11 protein-coding genes are annotated in these 13,000 nt (G+C 73.0%); 9 read left to right on the top strand and 2 right to left on the bottom strand.

Annotated features, from left to right (window positions below):
- Position 1: 1 nt before the first annotated feature.
- From ABD329_RS19300 to ABD329_RS19285, 4 genes are all read left to right on the top strand, one after another.
- Entirely contained in the window at positions 2-1,381 is a 1,380-nt protein-coding gene (locus tag ABD329_RS19300) for an MFS transporter (protein ID WP_198282280.1), read from the top strand.
- Positions 1,382-1,419: 38 nt separating this feature from the next.
- The gene (locus ABD329_RS19295; protein WP_344316674.1) at positions 1,420-2,427 is read left to right on the top strand and encodes an NAD(P)-dependent alcohol dehydrogenase; all 1,008 of its coding nucleotides are present in this window, start codon (positions 1,420-1,422) and stop codon (positions 2,425-2,427) included.
- A gap of 311 nt (positions 2,428-2,738) precedes the next feature.
- Positions 2,739-3,161 (top strand): YchJ family protein, encoded by a 423-nt coding sequence (locus ABD329_RS19290; RefSeq protein WP_198282519.1) that lies wholly within the window; start codon positions 2,739-2,741, stop codon positions 3,159-3,161.
- Between the two features lie 153 nt (positions 3,162-3,314).
- Positions 3,315-6,821, top strand: coding sequence for a phosphodiester glycosidase family protein (locus ABD329_RS19285; protein ID WP_344316673.1), 3,507 nt, complete (start codon positions 3,315-3,317; stop codon positions 6,819-6,821).
- A gap of 218 nt (positions 6,822-7,039) precedes the next feature.
- On the opposite strand, the gene ABD329_RS19280 is transcribed toward ABD329_RS19285, so the two are convergent.
- Complete coding sequence (locus ABD329_RS19280) at positions 7,040-7,600, bottom strand: tyrosine-type recombinase/integrase (RefSeq protein ID WP_309142936.1); 561 nt, start codon at positions 7,598-7,600, stop codon at positions 7,040-7,042.
- A gap of 90 nt (positions 7,601-7,690) precedes the next feature.
- On the opposite strand from ABD329_RS19280, the gene ABD329_RS19275 reads away from it, so the two are divergent.
- The 5 genes from ABD329_RS19275 to ABD329_RS19255 all read left to right on the top strand — a co-directional run bounded on the left by ABD329_RS19275 (position 7,691) and on the right by ABD329_RS19255 (position 11,912).
- Complete coding sequence (locus ABD329_RS19275; RefSeq protein ID WP_198281508.1) at positions 7,691-8,194, top strand: metallophosphoesterase family protein; 504 nt, start codon at positions 7,691-7,693, stop codon at positions 8,192-8,194.
- A gap of 151 nt (positions 8,195-8,345) precedes the next feature.
- Positions 8,346-9,737, top strand: coding sequence for an MFS transporter (locus ABD329_RS19270; protein WP_344316672.1), 1,392 nt, complete (start codon positions 8,346-8,348; stop codon positions 9,735-9,737).
- A gap of 91 nt (positions 9,738-9,828) precedes the next feature.
- Positions 9,829-10,404: a DoxX family protein gene (locus ABD329_RS19265; RefSeq protein ID WP_198278423.1), complete on the top strand. Its 576-nt coding sequence runs from the start codon at positions 9,829-9,831 to the stop codon at positions 10,402-10,404.
- Positions 10,405-10,525: 121 nt separating this feature from the next.
- A complete protein-coding gene (locus ABD329_RS19260; protein ID WP_198278422.1) occupies positions 10,526-11,026 on the top strand; it encodes a hypothetical protein in 501 nt (166 codons plus the stop codon).
- Positions 11,027-11,480: 454 nt separating this feature from the next.
- Positions 11,481-11,912, top strand: a complete 432-nt coding sequence (locus ABD329_RS19255; protein WP_198278421.1) for an ester cyclase — start codon at positions 11,481-11,483, stop codon at positions 11,910-11,912.
- 171 nt (positions 11,913-12,083) lie between these two features.
- Here the strand turns inward: ABD329_RS19255 and ABD329_RS19250 are convergent, their stop codons facing one another.
- Positions 12,084-12,962 carry a LysR family transcriptional regulator gene (locus ABD329_RS19250; RefSeq protein WP_198278420.1) on the bottom strand — a complete coding sequence of 293 codons (879 nt, stop codon included), beginning with the start codon at positions 12,960-12,962 and terminating at the stop codon, positions 12,084-12,086.
- Positions 12,963-13,000 lie beyond the last annotated feature (38 nt).

Below are 13,000 nucleotides of genomic sequence, written 5' to 3'. Positions count from 1 at the left end.
CTTGAAGACCCCCAGAGCCGTCCCCGCCACCGACCAGCCCTCCCCAGCCCAGGACGAGGCCACCACCGGGCCACCGCGCCCCCGCGGGCCGCGCCACAACACCCGCTGGCTGATGGTCTTCCTCTGCTTCCTGGGCATGACCGTCAACTACGTCGACCGCGCCACCATCTCCATCTCCCTGCCCTATATGACCGATGACCTGCACATCGGCCCCGAGTGGCAGGGCGTCATCCTCAGCATGTTCTTCGTGACCTACGCGCTGGGCCAACTGCCCGCCGGGGCGCTCATCGACCGCTACGGCGAGAAGCGCATGTTCGCCATCGGCGGGCTGATCTGGTCACTGGTCACCGTCGGCACCGGATTCGTCCGGGGCATCGGCAGCCTGCTCTTCGCCCGCCTCGCCCTCGGCGCGGGCGAGGCCCCCGCGTACCCCTCGTGCGCCAAGTCCGTCTCCCGCTGGTTCCCGGTCCGCGAACGAGCCCTGGCCAACAGCGTCTGGGACAACGGCGCCCGCGCCGGCACCGCCGTCGCCGCCCCCGTCGTGACCGCGCTGATCGCCTGGCAGGGCTGGCGGATGGCGTTCTGGGTCACCGGCGCCGTGGCCCTGCTGTGGGTGGCGCTGTGGCTCAAGGCGTACCGCGAACCCTCGGCGCGCGGCGGACTCAGCGCCGAGGAACGCGCCTACGTCACGGCGGGCGGCGCCCGGCTCGAGGAGAACCCCGCCGAGAAGACGACCGCGCCGGAGGAGCCCGCCGTCCGCTGGCGCGACCTGTTCCGCCACCGCACGGTCTGGGGCATGATGATCGGCTTCTTCTGCCTCAACTACGTCATCTACTTCTTCATCACCTGGTTCCCCAGCTACCTCGTCGACGCCCGCGGCTTCGACCTGCTCAAACTGGGCTTCTACGGCGCCCTGCCCGGCATCGTCGCCATCGGCGGCAGCCTCCTCGGCGGCTGGACCAGCGACACCCTGCTGCGCCGCGGCTGGTCGGTGAGCCGGGCCCGCAAGACCTGTCTGGTGTGCGGAATGCTCTTCTCCTCCGTCATCGCCTTCGCCGTGCTCGTCCCCAGCGCCATGTGGGCCCTGGCCCTGCTGTCCGTCAGCTACGCCAGCCTGGCCTTCTCCGCCGCCTCGGTGGCCAGCCTGCCCGCCGACGTCGCGCCCACCCCGCGCCATGTCGCCTCGCTCGGCGGCATCCAGAACTTCGCCTCCAACCTCGCCGGAGTGCTCGGCTCGACCACCACCGGTCTGCTGCTGGGCTTCTTCCACCACTCCTTCGTCGCCCCGCTGATGCTGTCCGGCGCCCTGTGCATCGTCGGCGCCCTCACCTACGGCCTGGTCATCAAGCGCGTCGAACCGCTGCGGCTGACCGCCGCCTGAGCCCCCTTCATGTTTTCGCGTACCAGGAGAACCACCCGATGAACGACGCCACCGCCGCGATCCTGCACGGCCCGAAGGATGTGCGCATCGAGCGGCACCCGATTTCCCGACCCGCCCCCGGCGAGGTCCTCGTGGAGATCGGCGCGGTCGGGCTGTGCGGCTCCGATCTGCACTACTACGCCCACGGCGAGAACGGCCCCAATGTGCTCCGCTCCCCCACCGCGCTCGGCCACGAGGCGGCCGGAACGGTCGTGGCGGGCGACGGGCCGCTGCCCGCGGGCACCCGGGTCGCGGTCGAGCCCGCCATCCCCTGCGGACGCTGCCGAACCTGCCGCGCGGGCCGCTACAACCAGTGCCCGCACGGCCGCTGCTTCGGCTCCCCGCCCACCCATGGCGCCCTGACCGGACACCTGGCCGTACCCGCGGAGTTCGCCCACCCCCTCCCCGACGACTTCCCCCTCACCTCCGGCGCGCTCATCGAACCCCTCGCGGTGGCGCTGCACGCGGTGCGCCGCGGCGGCGTCGCGGCCGGGGACCGGGTGCTGGTCACCGGCGCCGGGCCGATCGGCCTGCTGGTCCTCCAGGCCGCCCGCGCGGTGGGCGCGGGCGAGACCGTGGTGACCGACATCAACCCCGGCCGGCTCGCCCACGCCCACCGCCTGGGCGCCGACCGGACCCTGGACACCTCCCGCGAACCCCTCCCCCAGGAGCCGCTGTTCGACATCGCACTCGACTGCTCCGGCATCGAGGCCGCCCTGACCGCCGCCGCCCACGCCGTACGCCCCGGCGGCACCCTGGTCGCCGTCGGCAACCCGCCCCAGCCTCGGACCACACTCCCGCTGGCCTGGATGCAGCGCCAGGAGCTCAGCCTGGTCACCGCCTTCCGCTACGCCGGGGAGTTCCCGGCGGCGGTGTCCCTGGCCGCCACCGGGCGGGTCGACCTGGAGTCACTGATCACCGCCCGCTTCCCGCTGGACCGTTCGGCGGACGCGCTCCGGACGGCGCTCACCGACCCGGCGCAGCTGAAGGTCGTCATCGAGCCCTGAGCCGCTCGGGCCGCTCGGGCCGCGGGGGCCGCGGGGGCCGCGGGGGCCGCGGGGGCCGCGGGGAGGCTACGGGGTGCGGACCCTTCCCCCGCCCCCCGACTTCGACATACGGCTCCGCCGCGTGGCAGCGACTCGGCCCATGGCCCCGGGACGGAGGCCCGGCCCCGGGCCTGGGGCGGAAGCCCGGTCCCCCCGGGGCCTGGGGCGAAGTCCCGGTTTCGGGGTCTGGGGCGAAGCCCCAGGTTCGGGAAGGGGCGGGGTGGGGAACAGCCCGCCGCAGGCGCTCCACCCCACCCCTCACAATGGGGATCATGTCCCGACGCACCCGACGCCCGCGGCCGACCAGCACCACCCCGGCCACCTGCCCCTGCGGGCTGCCCGCGGCCTACGACGACTGCTGCGGCCGACTGCACCGCGGCCAGGCCCCGGCGACCACCGCCGAGCAGCTGATGCGCTCGCGCTACAGCGCCTTCGCCATCGGGGACGAGGCGTATCTACTGCGCAGTTGGCACCCCACCACCCGGCCGCCCGGTGCGGACCTCGACCCGGGGCTGCGCTGGGTGCGCCTGGAGATCCTGGGCACCACCGAGGGCAGCGCCTTCCACACCACGGGCACCGTCGAGTTCCGCGCCCACTACGCCCAAGGCGGCCGCACCGGCTCGCTCCACGAGAACAGCCGCTTCGTACGCCACGAGGGCACCTGGGTCTATCTGGACGGTCTGGCCGAAGACTGACCCCACCCCGCGTCAGCGATCACGGTCCGCACCGACTTGGTCATTTGTTTCCCGTGTCGTCGCCGACGCCTTCTGGTGCCCGGTCAACTCCGGGGCGATGCTGGGGCGCTGTGCGTGTGAACCACGCGTGTCCCCTGGCCCCATGGAGTTGCCGTGCCTCCTGTCGCGTTCGCCAGACCACTGGCGGCCCTGGCCGCGGTGTCCGCCCTCGTGCTGGGCGCCGCCGGCCAGGCCACCGCCGACAACACCCCCGCCCCGGCGCCCGAACCCGTCCCCCGGTCGTCCTCGGAGATGCTGCGCCCGGTCGCGCCCCCGGCCGCCAGCGGTGCGACCGGCACCCGGTCCGTGGCCGACGGCGACGGGGTGCAGACCGCCCGCTCCTCCCGGCCGGTCGCCCCGGGAGTGCGACTGACCTCGTACGACCGGATCGAGTCGGACAAATGGCTACGGGTCGACTCGCTGTCGGTGGACCTGGCCGGCGGCACCAAGGTCGACTACCTCCACCCCGACAAGGTCGCGAAGCGCCGGAGCGTCTCCCAACTGGCCGCCGAGCACGACCCCGGGCCGGGGCGCCGCACGGTCGCGGCCATCAACGGTGACTTCTTCGACATCAACCAGACCGGCGCCCCCGAGGGCAACGGCATCGGCGACGGCCACCTCGTCAACTCCGCCTCCGCCGCCGGGCCCGCCCGGGCCGTCGGCATCGGCCCGGCCGACGCCGGCCGCGTCCTCCAGCTCTACTTCGACGGCACCCTGACCCTCCCCAACGGCCCCCACCCGCTCGCGGCGCTCAACGCCGCCAACGTCCCGGCCACCGGGATCGGGGCGTACACCGCCCAGTGGGGCGAGGCGGACCGCGCCCAGACCGTGGACGGCGCACAGCGCACCGCCGAGGTCACGGTCGTGGACGGCAAGGTCACCCACGCGGCCGGCGCGCCCGGCAAGGGCCCGATCCCGGCCGACGCGACCGTACTGGTCGGCCGGGACGCCGGCGCCGACACGCTGTCCGAACTGGCCGTCGGCGACGCGGTGTCGATGGAGTACCGGCCCCGCACCGACGGCGGCGAACTGCCCCGCACCGCCGTCGGCGGCCGCGAGCTGCTGGTCGTGGACGGCGAGGCGGTCGGCCACGAGGGCGAGGGCAACAACGCCACCGCGCCGCGCACCGCGGTCGGCTTCTCCCGCGACGGCCACAAGATGCAGATCCTCACCGTGGACGGGCGGCAGGCCGACAGCGGCGGCGTCACCCTCACCGAGCTGGGCCTGATGATGAAGGACGCGGGCGCCTACAGCGCCCTCAACCTCGACGGCGGCGGCTCCTCCACCCTCGTCGCCCGCGAACCCGGCAGCGACACCACCCGGGTGGAGAACAGCCCGTCCGACGGCTCCGAGCGCACCGTCCCCAACGGCCTGGCCCTCACCGCCCCCGACGGCAGCGGCCGCCTCAAGGGCTTCTGGGTGGACACCGCGATGGACCGCGCGTCCGCGCCCACCGCCGATCCGGTCCGGGGCGGCCACCCCGAGCGGGTCTTCCCCGGGCTCACCCGCCGCCTCACCGCGGCCGGTTACGACGAGACATACGGACCCGCCGAGGGCGCCCCGCAGTGGCGGACGGACGACTCCCACATCGGCCGGGTCGGCGCCGACGGCACCTTCACCGCCCGCCACGGGGGCGACACCACCGTCACCGCCCGGCGCGGCGCCGCCCACGGCGGCCTCGGCCTCACCGTCCTGGACCCGCTGGACCGGATCCAGCCCACCAGCCGCCTGGTCGGCCTGGCGGACGCCGGGGCCACGGGCCGGTTCGGCATCGTCGGCCTGGACGCGCACAGCACCAGCGCCCCCATCGAACCGTCCGATGTGCGACTGTCGTACGACCACGCGCTGTTCGACATCGCCCCGGACCCCCGGACCGGCACCTTCACCGTCAAGGCGCGCCACGACCAGGCCGCGGGGCAGGTCAAGGTCGCCGTCTCCACCACCACCACGGTGCTCGCCGTCACCGTCGGCCTGACCGAGCGGCAGGAGGCGTCCTTCGACGACGCCGACAGCTGGACCTTCAGCCAGGCCCGCGCCTCAGGATCCGCCGAGGCCACGCCCGACGGCCACACCGGCACCGGGCTCAAACTGGACTACGACTTCACCCAGTCCACCGCCACCCGCGCCGCCTATGTCACCCCGCCCCAGCAGATCGTGGTGGACGGCCAGCCGCAGTCGTTCGGCCTGTGGATCAAGGGCGACGGCAAGGGGGCCTGGCCCACCCTGCACCTCAAGGACGCGGCGGGCTCCGACCAGTTGCTCCGCGGACCGTATGTCACCTGGACCGGATGGCGACATGTCGACTTCGCCGTACCGGCCGGGGTCGCCTATCCGCTGAAGGTCAACCGCTTCTACCTCGCCGAGACCTCCGCCACCCGCCAGTACACCGGCAGTGTGGTCATCGACGACCTCACGGCACGGGTGCCGCCCTCCGTCGAACTGCCCACGGAGAGCGTGCGCCCCGATCCGCTGATCTCCACCGCCGCCAAGGCCCGGGGACGCGACTGGCGGTTCGCGGTGATGTCCGACGCGCAGTTCGTGGCCCGCGATCCGAACAGCCCGATCGTCGCCCAGGCCCGCCGCACCCTGCGCGAGATCAAGGCGGCCAAGCCGGACTTCCTGGTGATCAACGGGGACTTGGTGGACGAGGGCTCCCCCGCCGATCTCTCCTTCGCCCGCACCGTGCTGAAGGAGGAGCTGGGCGATGAGCTGCCCTGGACTTACGTGCCGGGCAACCACGAGGTGATGGGCGGCTCCATCGACAACTTCACCGCCGAATTCGGGCCCGCCCACCGCACCTTCGACCACCGGGGCACCCGCTTCCTCACCCTGGACACCTCACGCCTGGGGCTGCGCGCCGGTGGCTTCGACCAGATCAAGGAGTTGCGCGCCCAGCTGGACGCGGCCGCCGCGGACCCGGACATCGGCTCGGTCATGGTGATCGAGCATGTGCCGCCGCGTGACCCCACCCCGCAGCAGGGCAGCCAGCTCGGCGACCGCAAGGAGGCCGCGCTGCTGGAGGGCTGGCTGGCCGACTTCCGCCGCACCACGGGCAAGGGCGCGGGCTTCATCGGCAGCCATGTCGGCACCTTCCACGCCTCCCGGGTGGACGGCGTCCCGTACCTGATCAACGGCAACTCGGGCAAGAACCCCGCCACCCCGCCCGGTCAGGGCGGCTTCACCGGCTGGTCGATGGTCGGCGTGGACCACGTCTCGGCGCGGGATCAGGCGGCCGCGCGCCACGCACCGTGGCGGGGCGGCCCGGACTGGGTGTCCGTACAGACCCGCGCCCATGTGGACGGGCTGACCGTCACCGCCCCGGCCGAACTGCGCACCGGCCAGGACGCCGGTGTCACCGCCACCGTCCTCCAGGGCGAGGGCACCGCTGCCCGCCGGGTGCCGGTCGGCTTCCCGCTCAGCGCGGACTGGACCGGCTCGCCCAACCTCCACATCGGCGATCCGGACGACGCCGGGCGCCGTGATGTGGCGGCGTACGACCCGGCCAGCGGCAGGCTGACCGCGCTGCGCCCGGGGACGGCCACCCTCGCGGTGAGCGTGAACGGCGCCATCGCACAGGCGCGGTTCACCGTCACCGCGGCGGCCGCGGCACCCGCGGCCTGAGCGCTCCGCTGGAAGTGTCGCGATGTGTCGTCGGCCGACCGCGGCGCCATCGTGGCTGGTCGCGCCCGCGCGGCGGAGCCGCACATCGACACAGCCCCGCGCCCCTTCGGGGCACTGCCCGAACCCTGGCGGACCTCCTCCGACCTGCTTAGCGGGGCCGGTGGGGGCGGGCCGGCCTGAGCGCCCCGCCCCCACCAGGCCCAGGCGCCCCGCCGCGCTCAGGTGTCCCAGACGCGGCGCACCTGCTCGAAGCGGGTGGGCAGCGGAGGGCGGCTACCGGCGTACCGGGCGTTCGTACGGTGCACGAACCGGCGCCAGGAGAGCACCAGACCCTGCCGGGTGATGGGCAGCCCGGCGACCACGGTCACCCCGTTGTCATGGGTGTGGTGCACCGTCAGCAGCAGCGCTTCCGGCACCGACCCCTCCAGCTCGGCGCAGAGCTCCTGACGCACCCGCAGCCAGCGGCGCAGCACCAGCACGGTGCCGCGGTCCAGTCCGTGCCGGCGCGGGACGCGGTGCTTGCCGTGCTCGATGGTCACCCATCCGGAGTCGAGGTCCAGCGCGGACAGGGTGCAGCGCAGCAGCCCGCCGTACCGGGCGCCGCTGGCCCGCGCCAGGCCCACCACCACGGCGAGCCGTACGGTCTCCGGCTTCACGCCGTCCTCCATCGCCTCCACCGACAGCCGACGCCAGATCCACTCCGCCTCGGCCGTGGTGACCACCGGCTGCGGATAGCGGTCCCGTGCCGTGTCCTTCGCCGTCCGCGCTGCCACGTCCACCCCCTGGGAACCTCCTGACTGAGCCGCTTGGCACACTATTTCTTCCGTCGATGTCCTCGTCAAGGGACGCGCGGCGGTACGGTCGTCGGTGTGCGCCTTCTGCTGATGTCCGACACCCATCTGCCCCGGCGTGCCAAGGCGCTTCCGGGGGAGCTGCTGGAACGGCTGCCGGACGCCGATGTGGTGATCCACGCGGGCGACTGGGTCGATCTCGCCACCCTCGATCTGCTCGAGGAGCGCTCGCGGCGGCTGATCGGGGTGTACGGCAACAACGACGGGCCCGAGCTGCGGGCGCGGCTGCCCGAGGTGGCCCGGGCCGAGCTGACCGGGGTGCGGCTGGGCGTGGTGCACGAGACCGGCCAGTCGAGGGGGCGGGAGCGGCGCTGCGCCGAGCGGTTCCCCGACCTTGATGTGCTGGTGTTCGGCCACAGCCACATCCCGTGGGACACCACGGCCGAGGGGCGGCTGCGGCTGCTCAACCCCGGCTCCCCCACCGACCGGCGCCGGCAGCCGTACTGTACGTTTATGACCGCCGCGATCGAGGCCGGGCGACTGACCGCCGTGGAGCTGCACCGGCTGCCGCCCCGCCGCTGACCGATCGCCTTTCCCCGGGCGTATCGCCGCTCCCCCGGCGTATCGCCGTTCCCCGGGCGTGATGGCCGCGCCCGTTTCCTTGCGAACTCGCTCGTCTCACTCTTCAGCCCCGGTATCCGACCTGTCCTTCTGGGGTGCCGAGGAGTGAGTGATGACGGCGGCAAGTGGCGGATCCGCATGGCGCTGGGCGCTGGCGGCGGTGGCCGCGACCGTGTTCTGTATCCAGCTGGACGCCTTCGCGCTGAATCTGGCCCTGCCCGGGATCGGGCGGGATCTGGGGGCGGCGGGAGGCGGCCTCCGGTGGGTGGTGAGCGGGTATCTGCTCGCGGCCGGCTCGCTGATGGCGGGTGCCGGGCGGCTGGGCGATCTGTACGGGCGCCGCCGGTTGCTGATGGCGGGCCTGGCGGTGTTCGGCGGCGCGTCGCTGGTGTGCGCGCTGGCCCCGTCGCTTCCGGTGCTGGTGGCCGCGCGGGTGGCGCAGGGCGCGGGCGGTGCGGTGGCCATGCCGGTCGGGCTCGCCCTGCTGACCAACGCCTGCCCACCCGGTTCGCGGGCGCGGGTCATGGGGCGGGCGCTGGGCATCGGGGGCGTGGCCACCGTATGCGGGCCGTACGTGGGCGGGGTGCTCGCCGAGGCGGTGTCCTGGCGGGCGGTGTTCTGGCTGAACGTACCGGTGGCGCTGGCCGCCGGGGTGTGCGCGGCACGGGCCGGGGAGTCGCGGGACACCACCGCGCCGCCGTCCGTGGATGTGGCGGGGCTGGTCACGGCCACGGGCGCGCTCGCGGCGCTCGCGGCCCTGGTCGACCGGGGGCCGCTGTGGGACTGGGCGTCGGGCCGCTCGGTGGCGGCGTCGGCGTTGGCCGTCGCGCTCGGGGTGGTGTTCGTACGGCATGAGCGGGCGGCGACGAATCCGCTGGTGGATCTCGCCCTGTTCGGCAACCGGCCGTTCGTGGCCCTCACGGCGGCCGGGGCGGCGGCCAATGCCGCGACCGTGGTCGTGCTGTTCGTCGTGCCTCTGGCGCTCCAGGGGCCGTGGGGGCTGTCGGCGATGGGCGCCGGGGCGGCCTTCCTGGCCCCGGCGGCGGCGCTGGCGCTGGCCGGACCGGTGGCGGGGCGGATCAGCGCGGCGAACGCGGTGCGGGCCGTGGCCGCGGCCCTGGGGCTGGGTGCGGTGTCGCTGGGCACCGCCGCCATGGCGACGAACCCGCCGGTCTTCCTCCTGGCGATCACGGGGTGCGGGGCGGCGCTCGGGGTCGCGGGCGCCCTGACGCTCATCGCCACCCAGGCGGTGGTGCGGCCCGAGCGCGCCGGGGAGGCGTCGGGGGTGACCAAGGCGGTCATCACCACCGCGGCGGGGCTGGGGGTGGCCCTGTCCGGGGATGCCGCCGAGGCGGAGAGCGGCGCTGCCGTCGACGCGGCCCTGATGGCGGCCGGGGGCTGCTGCCTGGCCGGGGCCGCGCTCCTGGTCATCACGGTGCCGACACGGATACGGCCCGGTGGATCCGACGAAGGCCGGTCCGCCGCCGACGGGCGTCCGGATTGAACCCGGCACCCTGGTGGAATAAAGAGTACTTAAGGTGCATATCGGATATCGGCTCGGCGATCGGTGCCGAGCCCGACCAGACGAGGGCGCCATGTCTTATTCCCCCTACGACAACGGTCCGGAGCACGTGCCGGAGAACGGCTCCGCACCCGCCCCGCGCTCGCCCAGGTCCGCGGCGCACGTACTCCTCGCCCATGACGTCGGGCTGCTGGTCATCCGGCTCGGCGTCGGGCTGGTCGTCGCCGGGCGCGGCGCACAGCACCTCTTCGGCTGGTGGGGTGGCCTGGGCATCGACAAGACGGCGGTGGCGTTCGCGCAGTTCGGCTATCCGGCGCCCAAGGCCATGGCCGTGATCGCCGGGATCGCCGAGACCTTCGGGGGTCTGGGCCTCGCCGTGGGGCTGCTCACCCCGCTCGCGGGTGCGGCCGTCGCGGGCACGATGGCCAACGCGGTCGCCGCCTCCACGCCGCTCGGCTATTTCGGCGGCATGGAATTCCCGGTGCTCATCGGCGTCGGCGCGGCCGGGCTCGCGCTGTCCGGCGCCGGCCGGATCTCCCTCGACGCGTTCCTCCCGGTCCTGCGGTCACATCGGCTGATCTACGGCATCGCCCTGCTGGTATTGGCGGCGATCCTGGCGACGGTGACGATCCTGCTCAGCAAGAACTGACGGCCCTCCGGCGGTCGAGTGAACACGCGGGGCCGGTTCTCCGTATGGCTCTGTGCGCGTCCTGCCCACTGGGTCGCGCGTCGCCCGCACAGGCCGATACCGAGACCGGAGGCCCCGTTCCATGAATGACCGGTTCATCCCTCCCATCCAGGCGCTGCCGGATGGCGACGCCGAAGTCCGCCTGGTGCTCCATCTGCCCTGGGACGTGGTCGCCGCCCTGGGCCAGGAGGCCGGCCGGCTGGCGGCCCAGACACAGCGGCCGGTGAGCCTCGACGAGGCGGTCAGCCACCGCCTGCGCCACGGGACGGCCCAGACCCAGACCATCGGCGTCCACGCCAAACCGGAGCGGGAGCGGAACCAGCCCGCGCCCACCGCGTCCCACACCTCGCCCCCGCTGGCGGCCCGCTCCCCCGGTGAGCAGGCCCGGCAGGCGATCGAGAAGATCAACGGCGGCTCGGCGCATCCGCACAACGGCGCCGCGAACGGCTCCGCCGAGTCCACCGGCCCCCAGCACACCACCAGCGCACCGGATCCGGCACCGCCCGATGCCCGGGGCATCCTGGAACGCCCGACGCGTGCCACCGGAACGGTGAACGGCACGGCGACGGAGATGCCGAGATAACACCGGGTCCCGGTATCGGGAAACGGCTGGAAAGGCCGCGGATACGAGGGTGCCGTCCCCATCCGGACGGCACCCTCGTATGCGCGGCGCCCCTCGAATCCGGTGCCGTAGCGGGCTTTTCCTCGACCATGTCCTCCGCACGAACGCGCTCCGGCAGCGCGCCGAGGCGAGCCACCTTCGCGTGGAACCCGACAGCGACGATCACGCGATCAGGGTCGGACCCGTGTCTCCCTCCTGACCCCCCCGCCACGCCAAGCGACGCTCCGGGCCGAAGGCTCCGTAACAGCGGTAGCTCCCCGGACCGCCGGACCCGGCGCGTGCATGCCGGGAAGGCATCAGGACGCTCCGATTCGGCATTGGCGGCACGCCCTCCGTCTGCTCGACCATCGGTGTGCGGATGTCCGGTCCCTCCGGACACCTGCGGTCGTATCAAGTTGAGCCAGTGAGGAAACACATGAACGAACAGACCCCGCCCTCCTGGGTGGCGAGCTATGTCGAAGCCTGCAACAGGCATGACTCGCAGGCAGTCGTCGACATGATGAGCGAGGACATCCAGGTCGTCGACACCGCCTTCGGTGGCCTCTTCGGGGGCAGGAAAGCGGTCAAGGCGTTGATCGACAGTATGGAGACGAATCTCTCGAGCGATTACGTCTTCACTCTGGGCAAGGTCGTGGAGTCGGGCGACTCCTACTCATTCGAGTGGGTCCTCTCCGGCACGCATGACCGCTCCAACTCCCACCTCGGGATACCGGCCACCGGCGAGAAGTTCGAGTGCCCCGGCGTCACCGTCGGCGTGCGGACCAACGGACTCATCACCGAGAACCGCGACTACTGGAACCTCGCGGGCCTCCTCATGCAGACCGGCCTCATGCCCTTACCGGGCTGAGCCGCCGGGCACACTCGACGAATAGCGAGAGCTGCGGATCGTGAGGTCCAAAGCCGATCCAGCGGCGGTGACGGCCATGGCCGTCACCGCCGCGTCCGTAGTGTGTGCACGACGACCGTCAGGGTCACCCTCCTGCTGGACACTCCGCCCCCGGGCGGCCGACGCCGGAGGTCAGTCCGGGCCCGGGCCGAGCATGCGGCGGGAGAGTTCGGCGAACTGGCTCAGCTCGGGCATGGTCCGGTGCTTGCTGTAGGCCAGGGCGACCATGCGGGGCGCGACGCCCTCCAGCGTCAGGTAGGCGACATCGTCACGGCGGTAGAAGCCGGCCATGCCCGCCGGCATGACGTAACATCCGGCACCGGAGGCAACACCTTCCAGGCACTCCTCGATCGTCACCGGATACCGCCCGGCGTCCATCTGCGGCGCGAGGGGTTCGCGCGGCAGGCGCCCGCGCCATTCCGGGACATCCCCCGGGTCCTGCAACAGGGTCATGTCCCGCAGGTCCTCGACATGCACCGCCTTGAGCTCCGCGAGCGGATGCGCGCTCGGCAGCGCCACCACACGGGGCTCCGGGAAGAGCGGGACCACCTCGAACATGCCCTCCGGCAGCGGCAGTCGGACGTAGCAGACGTCGACGCGACCATCGATCAAGAAGTCGACCTGGTCGGTGATCGAGGTGTGCACGACCTCGATGTCGAGTTGCGGCGCCATCGCGGCGAACTCGCGCACGATGGGAGTGACGACGATGCCCGGCATGAAGCCGATGGCGAAGTGGTTCACGTCCCGGTTCGCCATCCGCACCCGCTGCTGCACCGCCTGTGACATCGCCAGCAGCGGCCGGGCGTCCTCCAGCAACTGGTGTCCAGCCCGCGTCAGTACAGTGCCCTGCCGGTCCCGCAGGAAGAGGACCACGCTCAGATCCTCCTCCAACGCCCGGATCTGGCGGCTGAGCGCCGGCTGGGTCATGTAAAGACGGCTCGCCGCTCGCACGAAGCTGCACTCCTCGGCCACGGCCACGAAGTAGCGCACCCGGCGCATATCGAGGTCCATGAGGCTCATGGTAGCCGCGCAAGCGATGGCATATGCCA

This window comes from Streptomyces javensis (assembly GCF_039525925.1).
In the GTDB taxonomy this organism is placed as follows: Bacteria; Actinomycetota; Actinomycetes; order Streptomycetales; family Streptomycetaceae; genus Streptomyces; species Streptomyces asiaticus.
Note: the sequence above shows the minus strand (reverse complement) of the source record. Positions and strands in the feature narration are given on the sequence as shown.